This is a genomic window from Shewanella submarina, from assembly GCF_042646185.1.
GTDB lineage: Bacteria > Pseudomonadota > Gammaproteobacteria > Enterobacterales > Shewanellaceae > Shewanella > Shewanella corallii.
The window spans coordinates 1,164,838-1,182,915 of record NZ_JBHRTD010000018.1 but is presented as its reverse complement, the minus strand read 5'-3'; the positions used below and the strand labels follow the sequence as shown (position 1 = coordinate 1,182,915).

Below are 18,078 nucleotides of genomic sequence, written 5' to 3'. Positions count from 1 at the left end.
CGCGGGATCGAACCGCGGACCTCTTGCATGCCATGCAAGCGCTCTCCCAGCTGAGCTATAGCCCCGAAATTCCTTTACATTTGAGTGCGCTGCCGTAACTCGACGCTCCCCTCAACTGCGAGGCGCATTCTATGCAGCACACCCAAATGTGTCAACGGCTTTTTTAGGAATTTATTCTGGTTGCTACAAATTCAATCGCCTTGGAGATTCTTTGTTCGCAACGTGCCTGACCAATGAGCAACATGGTCAAATCAAGCGCAGGAGACTGGCCTGCACCTGTTACGGCAACACGCAGTGGCATACCTACTTTACCCATACCGACTTCCAGTTCTGCTGCAGTCTCTTCAATCGCATTGTGAATCGCTTCCTGAGTCCACTCAGTCAGAGCAGCCAGCTTCTTCTGGATCAGTTGCAGAGGCTCCATCGCTACACCACGCAGATGCTTCTTGGCAGCAGACTCTTCAAACTCAGCAAAGTCCTCATAGAAATAGCGGCTGGATGCAGCCAGATCTTTCAGGGTCTTGGCACGTTCAGCCAGAGCCGTCACGATTTCGGCCAGTGCTGGGCCGTTGCTGGTATCGATCTGTTGGTCAGCCATGTGCCACTCAAGGTGTTTGGCAACATATACAGGATCCAGGCTCTTAATATAGTGCTGGTTCAGCCATACCAACTTCTCAGTGTTGAACGCAGAAGCGGCTTTGTTGATATCATCCAGCTTGAAGTACTGCTTCATTTCTTCAAGAGAGAAAACCTCCTGATCACCATGGGACCAGCCCAGACGCACCAGGTAGTTGAGCAGAGCTTCTGGCAGGTAACCATCATCGCGGTACTGCATAACGCTCACTGCACCATGACGCTTGGACAGCTTAGCGCCATCATCACCCAGAATCATGGACACGTGGGCATATTCAGGAATAGGTGCACCCAGTGCCTTCAGGATGTTGATTTGGCGTGGAGTGTTGTTGATATGGTCTTCGCCACGAACAACACAGGTAATCCCCATATCCCAGTCATCAACCACAACACAGAAATTATAGGTAGGAGTACCGTCACTGCGGGCAATGATCAGGTCGTCCATCTCTTCATTGGCAATTTCAATACGACCACGAACATGGTCATCAAAGACTACGCTGCCTTCAGTTGGGTTTTTGAAACGAACAACGAATGGCTCATCGGTATCACGAGGCCCCTGATCACGGCAGTGGCCATCATACTTCTGACGTTCGCCTTTGGCAGCCTGCTCTTCACGCAGAGCTTCAATACGCTCACGGGAGCAGTAACACTTGTATGCAGTGCCCTCTTCCAGCATCTTGGCAATGATTTCGTTGTAGCGATCGAAACGCTTGGTCTGATAGTAAGGACCCTCGTCCCAGTTCAGACCCAGCCACTCCATACCTTCCAGAATGGCGTCTACCGCTTCCTGAGTCGAACGCTCAAGATCGGTATCTTCAATACGCAGAACAAATTCACCCTGATTGGCGCGGGCCTGAAGCCAGGAATACAGCGCAGTACGGGCACCACCAACGTGCAAAAAGCCGGTTGGGCTTGGAGCAAAACGCGTCTTGATTGTCATAACGGGACACTAACCTATCAATTTCGCCTGAGAAGTCAGGCTTTCACGAGAAAAAGTGGCACTTATTCTAACAGTCAATTACTGAAACGGAAAAGAGAACACATGCCCGCAGTTTGTTAACCAGGATAAATGTGTAACAACTCCCCCTCCTCTTCCATGCTAATGGATAGATCACGCCTGCCCATACCGATTCCTGGATTATCAAAGGCTTGGAATTGGATTTATAGCACCATATATCCGGCATAGATATTCGGGCAATATTGATAGAAAAAAACAGCATAGCGATTGACCCGAAATTGGTTTTACTCCGTAAACCTTGGTCAACTAAGCTAACGCCAACGCACTCAGTAGAAGGAGTCACGCCATGGCCAACGTCAGCCAATCAGCGTCACTGGATAGCATTGCCGAGTATCTTAAACATGCCAACAATTATGACAGCCCAACTGCCATGCGTGAGGCCAAAGAGGTGATGCACAATTTGGTGACCATGCGACAGAAAGGGTTTATCACCGGCTGGTACTTCGATGAACAGGGACACCTGGAGTTACTCCCCAGCGATGCCGTGATGGATAAGCTTGACAAGGGCTGAGCCGATATTTAACTCGAGTACCAGCTCTCCCCTTCCCTTTTTCAACAGCTATAGCCCAGGAATTTAGTGTTCTGCTGCCCTGCCATTATATTTGGCCAACAGATGCTGGAGCACAAACAAGCCTGAGATTACCAGCAACGAACCCAACACCACTCCGGGCCATTTGCCCTGCTGCCAAAAAGGCATAAGGTAAGGTCCACCCAATGCTGCTCCGAGATAGTAACAACACAGGTACAGCGCCGTTGCCTTGGCCCGGTGGCTCACCGCTCTGGTTGCAACATATGAATTACAGCAGGCATGAGTCAGAAAAAAACCCCAGGCAGAGATAAGAAAACCCAATAGGATCGTCAGTATATGGTCATACAGGGTCATCAGGCTGCCCACCAACATGGCTATAGCAGCCAGTCGCCAAAGCTTGTGACTTCCATAACGTGCAATGGCTTTGGCAGATTTGAATGACACCCAGGTACCGCTGAGATAGCACAGGAATATCAATGTTGCTTCAAACCGGCTGAAGCCATAAGGGGCACTCATCAAGTGCAACTGAATAAAGCTGAACTGATTGACCATCACCATAAATGCGCTGCCGCCTATCAGATAGACAAGACACATTTGAGGGTCCTTAAGGTGCAACCAGAAGCCCCTCACCTCGGCACTCAATGTATCTCTGCTTGTACTGACAGCCGCTGTTTTTGGCATAGGCATGATGTAGATAATCAATGCGGACGCTGCAGCCGTCATCAATGACAGACACCACATAGACTCCTGCCAGGTAAGATGTTGTGCCATAGCCCCACCAATTAACCTTCCGACAATGCCGCCCAGGCTGTTGGCACCAATATAAAAGGCCCCGGCCTTCAACAACCAGTCACCGGTTAAATGGTCTTTAAAGCAGGCCATCGCAGTAGCGGGGATCACTGCCAGAATAATGCCCTGCATCAAGCGCAGCCACATCAGTTGGTCAAAGCTTGTGGCATATACCAACAGGGGGTTGGTAATCGCCAATAACACCAGCGACCAGATAATAGGCCGACGCCGACCAAACCGGTCGGACAGCAGTGCCATCAAGAGTAGTGACAGTGCCAGTGAGAATACTGTCGCCGACAGCAGCAAGGTGGCATGTCCTGGTGTGGTATGAAAGTGTTCAGCAATCAGTAGCAGCATTCCCTGCATCACATACAGATTGACGTACACCACGACAGACGCCAAAGACAGCGACCAGATCAGTGAGGCGCTGAAGCCAGGATTCACGATATTAAGACGAGATAAAAAAGAGTTGTTCACCAAACACCTGCATTGCGCAGACAGATAACCTGTAGTGATATTAGCAAGTGATTAAAAATAAAAATAATAGATATTTTACACGCCAAATATATGCAAAAATTATATTAAATCTCCTTTGTCAGTTCTGTTTATGGAAATCAGACAGCTCAACCAGTTTTGTACTCTGGCCAACGCCAAAAGCTATACCCAGGCAGCTAATCAGTTGAACATTGCCCAGCCCGCTCTGAGTCAGAGTATGAAGAAGTTGGAGCAAGATCTTGGAGTGACTCTGCTGGTACGTCGGGCAGGAAAACAAAATGGCTCAGTAACCCTTACCGCCGAAGGGGAAGTTTTGCTGCAGCATGCCAGGCTGGTGTTAAGCCAGATAAATACTGCCAGGAATGAAATCCGGTCTATGGCCTCATTAGAGGCGGGCGAAGTACGCATTGCCGTGCCGGGTATGTTGGGCTCATTTTATCTGCCCAGTCGACTCATGGCGTTCAGGCATCAGTACCCGGGGCTGAAGCTGTCACTGTTCTCCGGAGGCACCCGGGACGCATTAAAAATGTTGCAGCAGGAAGAGGTCGATGTCGCCATTATTACAGCTGAAGATCTCAGGCCTGAATTTGGCCATGAGCATCTGGTCAGAGAGCAGATGGTGGTTGCTGTTGCGAATGAGCATCCATTGGCAGAGAACCACAGTGTCACTCTTGAGGCCTTTTTCCAGCATGAGCTGGTGATGTTCAAAAAGGGCTACTTTCACCGGGAGTGGTTGCAACAGCAAGCAGAGCAATTGGGCCTGAAGGCGGATATCGCTTTCGAAACCAACTTGATCAATCTTATCAAGCAACTGGTCGCCCAAGGCTTTGCCATTACCAGTATGTTGGATATGGCAGTGTCCAGTGATGAGGGAATTGTCTGCAAACCATTTTCGCCACCGGTATTCCTGGACTTACACATCGCCTGGAAGCAACAAAGGCCGTTGGGACAAGCAGACAGGGCCTTTGTTGATTTCCTGCTGGCCAATGCCTGAACTAAAAAAAGCATAAAGAAATCCCCGGACAAGCCGGGGATTTTTGTCAGTAAGGGACCTGGTACAAATTACAGCAGGTCGAATCTGTCGGCATTCATCACCTTGGTCCAGGCAGCAATGAAGTCTTTCACAAACTTCTCTTTGTTGTCGTCCTGGGCATACAACTCGGCGTAAGCACGCAGAATAGAGTTGGAACCGAATACCAGATCTACACGGGTTGCAGTGAACTTCACGTCACCTGAAGTACGGTCACAGATATCGTACGAGTTGCGACCGGTTGGCTTCCAGGTATTACGCATATCTGTCAGGTTAACAAAGAAGTCGTTGCTCAGAGCACCAACGCTGTCGGTGAACACACCATGTTTGCTGTCACCATAGTTGGTGCCCAACACACGCATACCACCTATCAGTACCGTCATTTCAGGAGCGGTCAGCCCAAGCAGTTGAGCTTTATCCAGCATCATCTCTTCAGGGTTTACCACATAATGCTGTTTCTGCCAGTTACGGAAACCATCGGCCACAGGCTCCAATACTTCAAATGAGTGAGCATCGGTTTGCTCGGCACTGGCGTCACCACGACCGGGAGCGAAAGGCACTTGCAGATCAAAGCCTCCTGCTTTAACCGCCATTTCCAGACCGACATTACCACCAAGTACGATAGTGTCGGCAACACTGATGCCAAACTCTGCGGCGATAGGCTCAAGTACTGCCAGCACTTTGGCCAGACGCTCTGGTTCGTTACCCTGCCAGTCTTTCTGTGGAGCCAGGCGGATACGGGCACCGTTGGCACCACCGCGACGGTCTGAGCCACGGAAAGTACGGGCACTGTCCCAGGCTGTGTTCAACAACTCTTGTTGAGTCAAACCACTGGCAGCGATTCTGGCCTTAACGGCATCCACATCATAGTCAGTGCGACCTGCTGGGACTGGATCCTGCCAAATCAGCTCTTCAGCCGGTACATCAGGACCAAAGTAACGAGACTTGGGACCGAGATCTCTGTGTGTCAGTTTAAACCAGGCACGGGCAAAGGTTTCGGAGAAGTAATCAGGATCCCGGGCAAAGCGCTCAGCAATCTTGCGATACTCAGGGTCAATCTTCAGCGCCATATCAGCGTCGGTCATGATTGGGTTGTAACGGATGCTTGGGTCTTCCACATCGACAGGCTTGTCTTCCTCTTTGATATCGATTGGTTCCCACTGCCATGCACCGGCCGGACTCTTCTTCAACTCCCATTCGTAATTGAACAGCAAGCGGAAATAGCCATCATCCCACTGAGTTGGGTTGGTCGTCCAGGCACCCTCAATACCACTGGTAACGGTGTCGCGACCAATACCGCGTGAAGTGTGGTTATTCCAGCCAAGGCCCTGCTCTTCAATCTCTGCACCTTCAGGTTCAGCACCCAGCTTGCCTGCATCGCCATTACCGTGCGCCTTACCCACAGTGTGTCCACCAGCAGTCAGGGCAACGGTTTCTTCATCATTCATCGCCATGCGCTCGAAGGTTACACGCATATCTTTGGCAGTTTTCAGTGGGTCTGGGTTACCATCCACACCCTCTGGGTTTACATAGATAAGCCCCATCATCACAGCTGCGAGCGGGTTTTCCAGCTCACGTTCACCCGAATAGCGGCTGTTTTCGCTGCCGCTTGGCGCCAGCCACTCTTTTTCAGCTCCCCAATAGGTATCTTTCTCTGGGTGCCAGATATCTTCACGACCGAAGGAGAAGCCATAGGTTTTCAGTCCCATCGATTCATATGCAATGGTACCGGCGAGGATCATCAGATCAGCCCAGCTGATTTTGTTGCCGTATTTCTGCTTGATTGGCCACAGCAAACGGCGGGCTTTATCCAGGTTGGCATTGTCAGGCCAGGAGTTCAGAGGAGCAAAACGCTGGTTGCCAGTGCTGGCACCACCACGTCCATCGGCAATACGGTAGGTACCGGCTGAATGCCACGCCATACGGATCATCAGGCCACCATAATGCCCCCAGTCCGCAGGCCACCAGTCCTGGCTGTCGGTCATCAGGGCTTTAACGTCGGCCTTAAGTGCTTCAACATCCAGCTTTTGCAGCTCTTTGCGATAGTTAAAATCCGCACCAAATGGCGTACTTTTAGCATCATGCTGGTGAAGGATGTCTAGGTTAAGGGCCTTCGGCCACCATTCCATTTTTGCAGTGCCTTCAGATGTCGCGCCACCGTGCATCACCGGACATTTATTACCTGAACTCATACTGTATTCTCCTTAGCCGTGCAGCGCTCCCAGCGCCACACTCAACAAATCAAACTGGATAATTCCCGATAGTCACCACTGTCGACCACCGATTGCATAGGCATAAGCTAATCTACAAATGTAGTTAAGAAAATCAGATTTAACCGATTAACCTGATAGCTTAAGCCGCACTTATCAGTCATCTGGTTCCAAACGCCATGAAAGATAGCAATCTTTACTGACCTAAAATCTATATCCAGATCAACATTTGATAACCATAGATTGCTTTTTACGCCATTTTTAATGACTTTCATCACGACAACGGGAATATTGAGATGTTCAACCACTGAATAGTTACACCCGGTTTGTAACCGGATAATGAACGTCAGATTAACTTGTACCAATCACTGTTCAGAGTCGGGGAACAAACAGTTTGATGATTCAGAAGACGAGCCGACAAAGTGAAATATCCCAGCGGAACAATCGCCCGTTAATGGAATACATGAGCTCCAGACAAAAAGCCCGGCTCTTGGCCGGGCTTTTGGTTAAGTTATCGCTCTTTAAAACCTAAACCGCGTCGGCCTGGTTTTCGGGTGCTGCCTCAGCAAAAGCTGCCAGTCGGTTACAGTTTTCGACGATACGCACTATGTGGGGGTAATTGTCCAAAGGGATCTTGAATCGACGGGCATTGTAGACCTGAGGCACCAAACAGATATCCGCCAGTGTTGGTGAGTCACCAAAGCTGAACTCGCCTGCGGTGTCAGCCAGCATAGCCTCATAGGCGTTGAAGCCTGTGACTATCCAGTGCTGATACCAGGCGTCCTTCGCTGCATCATCCAGACCCGCCTCACCTTTTAAATACTGCAACACGCGCAAGTTATTGAGAGGATGAACATCGCAGGCGATGGCATTGGCCAGGGCTCTGACTTTAGCTTTAGCCAAAGTGTCTGAGGGTAGCAATGGTATCTCGGGATGGGTGTCCTCCAGATATTCCAGCATAGCCATGGACTGAGTCAGCACTTCGCCATCATCAAGCACCAAAGCGGGCACCAACTGCTGCGGGTTAAGGGAGATATAATCAGCATGATGTTGCTGACCACCATCCTTGACCAGATGCACAGACTTATGATCAACCTCAATACCCTTGAGATTGAGCGCTATGCGCACCCGGTAAGCAGCACTCGAGCGCCAGTATCCATACAAAGTCATCATGCTGTTTCCCCTCTCCTTTTATTGACTAAGCAGCTTAAGGTCTTACCCTTTATACTCGACCACCTGCTGATCGATAGTACCGAAAATGTTATTACCTTCATCATCGAACATTTCGATACGTACTTTGTCACCAAAGCCCATAAATGGAGTCGACGGCTTGCCATCGGCAATCACTTCCAACATACGCTTTTCAGCCAGGCAGCTTGAACCGGCACTGCGATCATAATTGGAGATAGTTCCTGAACCTATGATGGCACCTGTGCCCAAAGGACGGGTCTTTGCCACATGAGCAACCAGCTGGGCGAAGTTAAAGGTCATATCAACGCCAGCATTAGGCTTGCCAAACAGCTCATCGTTAAGGTGAGTCACCAGAGGCAGATGCAGCTTGGTATCCTGCCACTTATCACCCAGCTCATCCGGGGTTACAGCTACAGGGGAAAAGGCGCTGGATGGCTTGGACTGGAAGAAGCCAAAGCCCTTGGCCAGCTCACCAGGAATAAGGTTGCGCAGTGACACATCATTGACCAGCATGAGTAACTTGATATGGGCTTCAGCATTGTCGGCGGATACGCCCATAGGCACATCATCGGTAATCACTGCGATTTCAGACTCGAAATCGATCCCCCAATCTTCGCTGGCCAGTGGGATATCGGCGCGGGGAGCAATGAAGCTGTCTGAACCGCCCTGATATACCAAAGGGTCAGTCCAGAAGGTTTGTGGCATTTCAGCACCACGGGCTTTACGTACCAACTCTACATGGTTGACGTAAGCGCTGCCGTCCGCCCACTGGAAAGCGCGTGGCAGTGGAGAGTGACACAGGGTTTCGTCAAAATCCACAGCGCCTTCTACCGAACCGGCATTCAGAGCCTGATAGATCTCTTCCAGCTTGGGTGCCAATTCATTCCAGTCATCCAGTAACTGTTGCATTGTCTGGGCAACCTGAGGAACAGCAACTGCGCGGCTGAGATCACGACTGACCAGCATTAACTGTCCATCGCGACGACCATTTTGATAAGTGGCTAATTTCATTATCTCTATCCTTATATATTCCGGCAGGATCCTGCCCACTGCTCTTCTGGCAGTTAGATTTACCTTATGTGTTTACACAAATAAACCATGTGACGCAGATCACTGGTTCGACTGTCATCAGTGACTTTGTAAACCCTCGATTACAGACCTTGTCCACCAGCATTTCTGCTGACATGCAGCTGGATATAAAAATGCCCAAAGCAGTCAACTTCGGGCATTGTCACTGTTATTTGGGTTTGCTGATTTTGTACTCTCTAAGCTTATTGGCAATGGCAGTATGGGAGACTCCCAACTTGCGCGCCAACTGGCGAGTACTTGGATAAGCCGGGTAAAGGCGTCTGAGCAAACTGGCCTCAAACTGCTTCATGGCTTCATCCAAAGAGCCTTCAAACTCATGGTCAAAGTAGCCAAAGCCTTCAGCATAAGAAGGTAATTTAAGTTGCTCTACCGTCAACTCGCCGCTGCCATCCCACATTGACACTGCCCGGAATACGGCATTTTTCAACTGTCGCACGTTACCAGGCCAGGCATAAGTCATTAAATGGTCACGGCACTCAGCCGATATCCGTCTAACCGGACTGGAAAGCTGCTGACTGTAATGCTCAAGGAACATCTCGGTCAGCGGCAGGATATCAACACGGCGCTCCCGCAATGATGGCAGGTGGAAACTCAGTACATGAATCCGATAGTAGAGATCCTCGCGAAAATCTCCGGTTTGACATAGCTCAGCCAGATTTTTTTGAGTCGAGCAAATAATACGTACATCTGCCCTGACCTCTTCGTCACCACCAATACGGCGGAAACTGCCATCCTGAAGCAGGCGCAACAATTTGACCTGAGCGGCTTTAGACATCTCCGCCACTTCATCCAAAAATACGGTGCCGCCCTTAGCCTCTTCGAAGAAGCCTTTTTTCACCACCTTGCCATCACTGACGTAACCAAACAGCTCCTCTTCAGCCACGCTATCAGGTAAAGCGGCACAGTTAATGGCGATAAATGGATGCTCGCGACGCATACTGGCATCGTGGCAGGCTCGAGCCATCAACTCCTTGCCAGTTCCAGTCTCGCCGGTAATCAGCAAAGGAGCATCCAATTGCGACATACGCTTGGCCTGCTCGACCACCTGTTTCATCTTGTCGCTGATCGCAAGCACAGATTCGAATCCTGCGGTCTGGTTCTGCAATGCGTTAAACTGCTTACCCACCCGGGCCGGTGACTTAAGAGACACTACTGCCCCTGCCAAAATACTGCCCTGATTCTCATCCGGCAGATAAATCGGCAACATCTCGGCCAAATATTCGCTTTGCCCAATATGCACTCTGGTGGCCTGTGCCAATACCTGAGGTTCAGACAACCAGCGACTGAAGTTAAACCCCTGCACCCAATGATTCAGGGGCTCTTCTACCACTTCATGTTCCGCCATTCCCAGCGTCAGCAGTGCTGATTCATTGACGATACGAATTCGTCCTTTGGAATCGAGGGAAAATACCGAGTCCGGCAAAGTTTTCAGCAATGTTTTGAGGGCGTAGTGCTCTTGCTCTGAGGGCATAAATGAGACGGTTCTGACATCGTTGACCGACTCTACTTTACGGATTTGGGGCATGAGCTCACTGAGGGTGTTGAATGTCACCTCAGCAAACTGAAAATAGAGAAAACCTTTATTACTGGCATCAATGGCAATCAGGTTGATGCCGTAACGCTCCAGTACCACCAGAATATCTTTGGCCAACCCGATTCTATCCTGACAACTGACTTCCAAGCGCATTGTATGATTCCTATTCAGTGGCCTACGACTTTTAATTATTGATTGAAGTGCCGTAAGCATGGCCTTATACCCAGACAAAAAGTCAGTCTGAACATATGATGTGAGCTTCCCGCTCGGGCGCTCGCGGGGTATACGTTAAAAGGAAAAGAGTTTGCTGGCAAGAGTTGTTTACAGCATTAATACAATGCAATAAAAAACGCGCAGTAAATACTACGCGTTTTGCAGAGTTGAAGATCTTAGTTAGTCACTTAGTTAGTCGAGCAATTTGTCAGTCTTGGCCGCCATAATGAAATCGTTCTTGTGCAGACCTTTGATGGAGTGTGACCACCAGGTCACTGTGACTTTACCCCACTCGGTAAGAATCCCAGGATGGTGGAACTCTTCTTCAGCCAGATCCGCCAGCTTATTGGTGAACGCCATCGCCAGCTTAAAGTTCTTAAACTTATAAACGCGTTCCAGCTGCATAATGCCGTCCCGTACTTCCACACTCCAGTCGGGAATGGCTCGAATAAGCTCAGGTAACTCGGCATCGGTTACTTTAGGGGCATCAGCCTGGCAGGCTTCACACTTCATAGATGCTAAATCAGACATTTGTTACTCCTTGTAATTCTTCTTTATGGCCTTATCAACCCGCTTTGGCTTTAGGTTCAAACAGAGGCTCATGTAAACCCAATCGCTGTGCCTCTTTCACTGCCGCCATGATATCCATGCTTGCAATTTCATCGAGGAAGTCAATCTTATCAATCACATAATAGATCGGCTGCATAATGTCGATGCGGTATGGCGTTCTCAATACATCAAGCAGTTCAAAAGGTTTACGAATGGGCTCATCGCCCATGGCATATAGCGTCTCACCGGGAGAGCTGAGGATACCTCCGCCGTAAATCCTTAAAGGTTCATCTTTTGCCTGAACCAAACCAAACTCCACGGTAAACCAGTAAAGTCTGGCTAAAAAAACCCTTTCCTCTTTACTTGCCGCGAGGCCCAACTTGCCATACACCTCAGAGAAGTGGGCAAAAGCCGGATTCGTCAGTAAGGGGCAATGACCAAATATTTCATGAAAAATATCCGGCTCCTGCAGGTAATCGAACTCCTTTTTGGACCTGATAAAAGTCGCTACCGGAAACTGACGACTGGCCAGGAGTTCAAAGAACTTACCGAACGAGATAAGGGCCGGCACAGGTGCCGTCTTCCAACCAGTGGCATCCAATAATACCCTGTCCACTTCTTTAAGCTGCGGGATTCTATCTGTCGGTAAGCCCAGCGCCTGCAGGCCATCCATATATTGCTGGCAGGCACGCCCCGGTAAATTCCCTTCCTGGCGAGCGTACAGCTGTTGCCAGGTGTCATGCTCATCATCGGGATAGAAGATAAAGCCATCTTCATCCGGCAGACGTGCAGCATATTCCGTATTCTTGCTCATCCTGATGATCTCTTGATTGTTTGCTCTCAGTCATAGTGTGACAGCGCGCACGGATTGTTAACTTTTTGCTGCACGGAAGTCTGGTGGCATGAGGTTGAAATACGTAAACCAGGCGTTACAAACCAAAACCACTCGCCTACAATCAAGTGTATAGCCGCAACTTCCGCTGTTGGGTTTTGTTGACGCGTCAAGAAAAAATCGAATTTGATAGTGGTTCAACTAAGTTAATGATGGCGTTTGTAACCTCGACAATTACAATATGACTCAACTGAAAAATGGAGATGTTAGTCGCTCATGATTAAGCACAAAGTCAGAAAAGCCGTCATACCAGTGGCTGGGCTGGGAACCCGCATGCTGCCCGCCACCAAGGCTATTCCGAAAGAGATGTTACCGGTAGTCGATAAACCGCTGATTCAACACGTGGTCAACGAGGCGATCGCGGCCGGCATTACAGAGATTGTGCTGGTGACCCATGCCAGTAAGAATTCAATTGAGAACCACTTTGATACCAGTTTCGAGCTGGAAGCCCAGCTTGAAAAACGGGTTAAAAGACAACTTCTGGAAGAAGTACAAAGCATTTGTCCCAAAGGGGTCACCATTATTGGTATCCGTCAGGCACAGGCAAAAGGTCTCGGACACGCCATTCTATGTGCCCGCCCAATTGTGGGCAATGAGCCATTCGCGGTGCTGTTACCGGATGTCATTATTGATGATGCCAGTGCAAGCCCGGGGCAGGATAATCTGGCGGAAATGGTTAACCTGTTTGATGAAACCGAAATTGGACAAATCATGGTGGAAGGCGTCCCCCATGAACTGGTTAATCAGTATGGTATTGCCGATGTGGATGGGCATAAGTTAGCTCAAGGGGAGTCTCATCCGCTTGTTCAGTTGGTAGAAAAGCCGAGCCTGGATGATGCGCCATCAAATCTGGCTGTTGTGGGCCGTTATGTATTGCCTGCAGCTATCTGGGATCTGCTGGAGAAAACTCCTGTAGGTGCTGGTGATGAGATCCAACTGACCGACGCCATTGCCATGCTGATGGAGAAGCAAACTGTTAACGCTTACTATATGAAAGGCAAAAGCCATGACTGTGGTAACAAGCTTGGCTATATGCAGGCCATAGTGGAATACGGTATGCGTCACCCTGCCATAGGCGAAGAGTTCACTGCTTACCTGAAAACCATAGCGAAAGGATTGAAGTAATGACGATTCTTGTTACTGGCGGTGCCGGCTATATTGGCTCCCACACTGTAGTAGAGTTGCTTAATGCCGGAGCCAATGTTGTGGTACTGGATAATTTATCCAACTCCAGCGTAGAGTCACTGAGACGGGTCGAAGAGATCACTGGTAAGTCTGTGACCTTTGTCCAGGGAGATATTCTCAATAAACCACTGCTGCAAAAATTGTTTTCTGACTATTCATTTGAGGCCGTGATTCATTTCGCTGGCTTGAAAGCTGTAGGAGAGTCGGTAGCGCAACCTCTGCGTTACTATGAGAACAATGTCACAGGTACGGTAATTCTGTGTCAGGTAATGGCTGAGCATAAGGTTAAGAATCTGGTATTCAGCTCTTCTGCAACTGTATACGGCGATCCTGCCAGCCTGCCCATCACTGAAGAGTTTCCCACCGGGGCTACCAACCCCTATGGGCAGTCCAAGCTCATGGTAGAGCATATCCTTGCCGATCTTCACCAGTCAGATAACAGCTGGAATATTGCCCGCCTGCGTTACTTCAATCCTGTTGGCGCTCATGCCAGTGGTCGAATTGGTGAAGACCCCAATGATATCCCAAACAACCTGATGCCATTTATCAGTCAGGTTGCCGTGGGTAAACGCGAGTACCTGAGTGTATTTGGCGATGACTACAACACACATGATGGAACCGGGGTACGTGACTATATCCATGTAGTGGATCTGGCAATGGGCCACCTTAAAGCGTTGGATAAGTTAGCCACCAAACCAGGCCTGGTGACCTACAACCTTGGGACCGGAACCGGTTACAGCGTACTGGATATGGTAAAGGCGTTCGAAAAAGCTTGCGGCCAGCCCATAGCTTACCAAATCGCCCCCCGTCGTCCGGGTGACATTGCCGCCTGTTATGCCAATCCTGATAAAGCCAAAACGGACCTTGGCTGGGAAGCAACTCATTCCATCGAGGATATGGCCAACTCCAGCTGGAAGTGGCAATCCAACAATCCTAATGGATACAGTGAGTAAGCTGAAAGGGGCCTAATGGCCCTTTTTCTTTTGTTACTTCAAATCCCATATTCCCACCTAAACAACTGATAACTGAGTGCTGTCTCCTAGGCGTTTTCGATAAATGCTGCCAATCTGGCCCGCTGCCAAATTTATGACTGAAGTGTCAAATTTTAAGGCTTGTAACTTTAGACTGAGCAGGTAACATCAGAAGCTAAAATAACAAACGCCAATAATAATTATGTTCGGAAAAAAGAAATCACAGGCGGGGCTGACCTATATTGCTCAAGGTACCAAAATAACTGGCGAGTCCCAGTTTTCGGGTGACGCTCTGGTCGGCGGTGAAATTCATGGGACTGTCCAGTCCGAATCCAGCATTACCATAGAGCCACAGGGACTGATTAACGGCGAGGTAGCGTGCAAAGAGATAAAAATCTCCGGCTACTTTAAAGGTAAGCTTCAGTGCGAAAAGTTAACCATCACAGGTAGTGGCACGGTTGAAGGTGAAGTAGCCAGCAGTCAAATGGAGATCTTTGAAGGCGGCCAGTTCATCGGGGTGAGAGTTAAAGAGCAGACGGAGCTGCTGCAAAATCCAAATCTGGTGGATGAGCAAAAATTACAGCAGATTATGGATCTGGATAAAGCCCAGGCGTAAGCCTCAGGCACAGATTACTCATTGAGTAGAAAAACGCCCCACATTAGATTGCGGGGCGTTTTTTATTTAGCCTCATATCACTCCAAAGCTACAAAAAGCCTGACTAACTTAAAGGTATACCCAGTGCTACGGGGCCACACCATCGAGCTCATATTGGCATGCTTTAGCTCTGAACTCCTTCAACAAAGCTAAAAACTCTCCCGGGTCTCTATCCATACTGTCCTGAGGCAAAAACAGGTGAAAACCCAGAGTATCACTCAGCAACTCACATCTGTGGCCAAACATAGCCAATACACCACGGTATCTGTCTCCATTGGACTCATAGGGGGTAAACTCGGCACTTAGCTGATCCTCCAGTTTGCCAAGATCATCTGTTTGGGTCGTGGCGGTCATCAATAAAGGGCGCTGTTCACTCACCAAACCGGTTGCCAACCTGGGGGAGATAGAGTCCAGCACAGGGTTTATCTGCCTGAGCTTTATCCCTATATAAGGTAACTCTGTAATGTCCACGCCCTGAGTCACCCTCGGAATATCCATTCGCTGAATATTGTCCCAATCCACATACAGCTGGCCTTTGCGATGTCGAAACAATAACCCTGGCGGAGACAATTCAAAGCTTATTTCTGGCTCGCCCAGTTTGCTGACCCCAAGGATTAGAGAAATAGCACCAAACGTGAAAAGTACCAGGCCGGGGGCAAAACCCTGCGGGAAACCAACAAATAACCAGAAAGCCAGTGACAGGAGCAAAGCTCCAACAGCAGACAGGGTTATGCCATTACGCTTATTTACGGGGCGAACGAATAGAACATCAGTCATCGTGTTTAGCTTGTCCATCATCATACTTTAGGTTAAACCATAGCTGCCCTGCCCACTCATGAATTGCCCTCTGAGATGTGAGTAAATTATCTGCACTTAGCACCCACCAGTGCGAACTTCGACGCCTGAAGTCCGCTGGCGCAGCCTGAGGGTGCATTCCCGCATGCTCAAATATCTTTATAGCTCTGGGCATATGAGCCGCGGATGTCACTAAACGAAACGGGACATCCCCCAGTTCCATTTTCAAATACTGGGCTTCTTCTATCGTGTCTTTTGCCAGCGGCAATTGAATAATCCTGGCTGGGTCAACTCCCAACTCTACGGCTGCGTCTGCCGCAACCCTGGCATAGGAGTTCCTGTTTAACTCTCCCGACCAACCGCTGGTTATTAACATACAATCACTACCCAGGCTTAACTGTCTGAGCCCTTCGCTGAGTCTTGCCAGCCCGACAGATGAAAGTTGGTGTATAGCTTTGCCTTCAATACTGTCATCCATAGCGCTGCCCAGAACCATCACCACACAGCCGTCAGATATAGGAGCATTATTAACCTGATACTCTTGCTCCAACATACCAGTCAACCAATTACTAACCCCATTGGAGGACAAAGCCCCCAACAGAAGCATTGCAGCGCACACCAGTTTTTTTCCTGCTCTGCGCCAAAACACCAAAGCCATCATCAGTAACAACAACGTCAAAGGTATCGGCATAATAAGTTGAGATACGACTTTTTTAAGCCAAAAGGTCATGCGATTCCCTCCGCATTGCTAACTGTCCAAATACTATCCATCTAACACCAATCAATTCCGGCCAATCGTAACGTTCAGGCTTTCAACCCCATTCCAAATCAAAGCCTTGGCTTACTCGACTACGGGCCCAACACCAGGGGCGCACGCAACAAACCAGGGATTAAGTAAAGACTCTTTGCTGTTATATCTGAGCGGCTCACCGGAAACATAGTCAACCACCACGCCCCCTGCACTCTCGAGCACTGCCTGGGCAGCGGCAGTATCCCACTCACTGGTGGGGCCCAATCTTGGGTAAAGGTCTGCCTTCCCCTCTGCCAACATACAAAACTTGAGTGAACTGCCTACCGGCAAAATAGTGTGCTCCCCCAAACGTTCCAGGTAACCAGCCAGCTCAGGAGAGGGATGAGAGCGACTCCCCACAACCACTGGAGCCCGATTACCAGAGGTATTACCAACCAATGTCATGGTCTTACCCTGATGAATGACCCAAGCGCCTTGTGTCAACTCACCGACATAACACTTACCGGTTACCGGCACATAAACCACACCAGCGACAGCCTGACCATCAACGACCAACGCAATATTGACGGTGAACTCACCATTGCGGTTAATAAACTCCTTGGTGCCATCAAGCGGGTCTACCAGCCAATATTTACTCCATGCAATTCTTCTCTCAAAAGGGATCTCATTGGACTCTTCGGACATCACCGGAATATCTGCAAACGTCTGCTCGAGTCGACGACATATAACATTATGACTGGCGAGGTCCGCAGCAGTCAGAGGGCTATTATCATCCTTTAACTCAATACCGCGCTCATCAGCCATGTAAATATCCATAATGGCTTCACCAGCTTCTTTGGCTATATCAACCAACAGCTCTAACTCTTCCTGACCCATGTAGGGAGAAGTCATGATCACTCCTGTAAATCACTAAATGGAAGCCATTATGCCAGTTAACGTCTCAAGTGTTTAATAACCAAATAAAAACCTTCAAAACCAAAGGCTATGAACACCCACCAAGATGGCTTAAATTTCGTTCAAGAAGCAAGAAAACCGTCTTACACTACACACATAAGTCGTTGACAGGACTCACATATGAAATCCGTATCTAAGTGTACATTACTGTTGCTCACTGCTTCGATGCTAACAGCATGCAACACCAATGAACCCTTTAATCAAGTTGAGCTTCATCAGATAGGTTTACTTCAACCAATCGGAGATACCAGTCGCAACTCGCTGAATTGGGCTGGGACCTATGAAGCCACGCTGCCCTGCGCCAGTTGTGCAGGTATAAAAACCTTGCTCACATTAAACTCTGATGGCTCATACCAACAGAGCAGAGTTTATCAAAGCGAGGAAGACGGAAAATTCACCGAAAAGGGGACTTTCAAGTGGGATGGAAGTGGCAGCTACATCACGCTAAGCAATGGAGATAGTTACAAAGTAGGAGAGAACCAATTATTTATGCGTGACCTTAATGGCAACCGGCTTACTGGACAACTAGAAAACCATTATCGTCTGATAAAGAATAACTGACTATACCAAGCCCAGTTGTCAATGGGATTGAAGG

The 18,078-nt window shown here is 49.0% G+C and carries 17 protein-coding genes; 6 read left to right on the top strand and 11 right to left on the bottom strand.

Annotated features, from left to right (window positions below; genetic code table 11):
• Nucleotides 1-163: 163 nt before the first annotated feature.
• Nucleotides 164-1,573: a glutamate--tRNA ligase gene (gene gltX / locus ACFOE0_RS22380; protein ID WP_248934736.1), complete on the bottom strand. Its 1,410-nt coding sequence runs from the start codon at nucleotides 1,571-1,573 to the stop codon at nucleotides 164-166.
• A gap of 364 nt (nucleotides 1,574-1,937) precedes the next feature.
• Here gltX and ACFOE0_RS22375 point away from each other — a divergent pair, with 364 nt between their 5' ends.
• On the top strand, nucleotides 1,938-2,162 hold the full coding sequence (locus ACFOE0_RS22375) for a hypothetical protein (protein WP_248934735.1): 225 nt from the start codon (nucleotides 1,938-1,940) through the stop codon (nucleotides 2,160-2,162).
• Between the two features lie 63 nt (nucleotides 2,163-2,225).
• Here ACFOE0_RS22375 and ACFOE0_RS22370 read toward each other — a convergent pair whose 3' ends face one another.
• On the bottom strand, nucleotides 2,226-3,446 hold the full coding sequence (locus ACFOE0_RS22370; RefSeq protein ID WP_248934734.1) for an MFS transporter: 1,221 nt from the start codon (nucleotides 3,444-3,446) through the stop codon (nucleotides 2,226-2,228).
• A 130-nt stretch (nucleotides 3,447-3,576) separates the two neighbouring features.
• Here ACFOE0_RS22370 and ACFOE0_RS22365 point away from each other — a divergent pair, with 130 nt between their 5' ends.
• Nucleotides 3,577-4,458: a LysR family transcriptional regulator gene (locus ACFOE0_RS22365; protein WP_115134835.1), complete on the top strand. Its 882-nt coding sequence runs from the start codon at nucleotides 3,577-3,579 to the stop codon at nucleotides 4,456-4,458.
• Nucleotides 4,459-4,526: 68 nt separating this feature from the next.
• Here ACFOE0_RS22365 and katG read toward each other — a convergent pair whose 3' ends face one another.
• From katG to phhA, 6 genes are all read right to left on the bottom strand, one after another.
• The gene (gene katG / locus ACFOE0_RS22360; RefSeq protein WP_248934733.1) at nucleotides 4,527-6,686 is read right to left on the bottom strand and encodes a catalase/peroxidase HPI; all 2,160 of its coding nucleotides are present in this window, start codon (nucleotides 6,684-6,686) and stop codon (nucleotides 4,527-4,529) included.
• Between the two features lie 546 nt (nucleotides 6,687-7,232).
• On the bottom strand, nucleotides 7,233-7,874 hold the full coding sequence (gene maiA, locus ACFOE0_RS22355) for a maleylacetoacetate isomerase (protein WP_248934774.1): 642 nt from the start codon (nucleotides 7,872-7,874) through the stop codon (nucleotides 7,233-7,235).
• Between the two features lie 45 nt (nucleotides 7,875-7,919).
• A complete protein-coding gene (locus ACFOE0_RS22350) occupies nucleotides 7,920-8,906 on the bottom strand; it encodes a fumarylacetoacetate hydrolase family protein (RefSeq protein ID WP_248934732.1) in 987 nt (328 codons plus the stop codon).
• A gap of 226 nt (nucleotides 8,907-9,132) precedes the next feature.
• Nucleotides 9,133-10,671: a transcriptional regulator TyrR gene (gene tyrR, locus ACFOE0_RS22345; protein ID WP_115134838.1), complete on the bottom strand. Its 1,539-nt coding sequence runs from the start codon at nucleotides 10,669-10,671 to the stop codon at nucleotides 9,133-9,135.
• A gap of 252 nt (nucleotides 10,672-10,923) precedes the next feature.
• Nucleotides 10,924-11,262: a 4a-hydroxytetrahydrobiopterin dehydratase gene (locus ACFOE0_RS22340; protein ID WP_248934731.1), complete on the bottom strand. Its 339-nt coding sequence runs from the start codon at nucleotides 11,260-11,262 to the stop codon at nucleotides 10,924-10,926.
• 34 nt (nucleotides 11,263-11,296) lie between these two features.
• Nucleotides 11,297-12,094 carry a phenylalanine 4-monooxygenase gene (gene phhA, locus ACFOE0_RS22335; RefSeq protein ID WP_248934730.1) on the bottom strand — a complete coding sequence of 266 codons (798 nt, stop codon included), beginning with the start codon at nucleotides 12,092-12,094 and terminating at the stop codon, nucleotides 11,297-11,299.
• 294 nt (nucleotides 12,095-12,388) lie between these two features.
• Here phhA and galU point away from each other — a divergent pair, with 294 nt between their 5' ends.
• From galU to ACFOE0_RS22320, 3 genes are all read left to right on the top strand, one after another.
• Nucleotides 12,389-13,297, top strand: coding sequence for a UTP--glucose-1-phosphate uridylyltransferase GalU (gene galU, locus ACFOE0_RS22330; protein WP_248934729.1), 909 nt, complete (start codon nucleotides 12,389-12,391; stop codon nucleotides 13,295-13,297).
• Nucleotides 13,297-14,310, top strand: a complete 1,014-nt coding sequence (galE, locus tag ACFOE0_RS22325) for a UDP-glucose 4-epimerase GalE (RefSeq protein ID WP_248934728.1) — start codon at nucleotides 13,297-13,299, stop codon at nucleotides 14,308-14,310. Before galU ends, galE begins: the two co-directional genes overlap by 1 nt.
• A 220-nt stretch (nucleotides 14,311-14,530) precedes the next feature.
• Complete coding sequence (locus tag ACFOE0_RS22320; RefSeq protein ID WP_248934727.1) at nucleotides 14,531-14,944, top strand: bactofilin family protein; 414 nt, start codon at nucleotides 14,531-14,533, stop codon at nucleotides 14,942-14,944.
• Nucleotides 14,945-15,070: 126 nt separating this feature from the next.
• Here the strand turns inward: ACFOE0_RS22320 and ACFOE0_RS22315 are convergent, their stop codons facing one another.
• The 3 genes from ACFOE0_RS22315 to cysQ form a co-directional block, all read right to left on the bottom strand.
• Nucleotides 15,071-15,760 (bottom strand): DUF2982 domain-containing protein, encoded by a 690-nt coding sequence (locus ACFOE0_RS22315; RefSeq protein WP_248934726.1) that lies wholly within the window; start codon nucleotides 15,758-15,760, stop codon nucleotides 15,071-15,073.
• Complete coding sequence (locus ACFOE0_RS22310; protein ID WP_248934725.1) at nucleotides 15,753-16,508, bottom strand: YdcF family protein; 756 nt, start codon at nucleotides 16,506-16,508, stop codon at nucleotides 15,753-15,755. Before ACFOE0_RS22310 ends, ACFOE0_RS22315 begins: the two co-directional genes overlap by 8 nt.
• Before the next feature lie 111 nt (nucleotides 16,509-16,619).
• Nucleotides 16,620-17,420 (bottom strand): 3'(2'),5'-bisphosphate nucleotidase CysQ, encoded by an 801-nt coding sequence (gene cysQ, locus ACFOE0_RS22305; RefSeq protein WP_248934724.1) that lies wholly within the window; start codon nucleotides 17,418-17,420, stop codon nucleotides 16,620-16,622.
• Between the two features lie 183 nt (nucleotides 17,421-17,603).
• Between cysQ and ACFOE0_RS22300 the strand changes: the two genes are divergently transcribed.
• On the top strand, nucleotides 17,604-18,044 hold the full coding sequence (locus ACFOE0_RS22300; protein ID WP_248934723.1) for a copper resistance protein NlpE: 441 nt from the start codon (nucleotides 17,604-17,606) through the stop codon (nucleotides 18,042-18,044).
• Nucleotides 18,045-18,078: the final 34 nt, after the last annotated feature.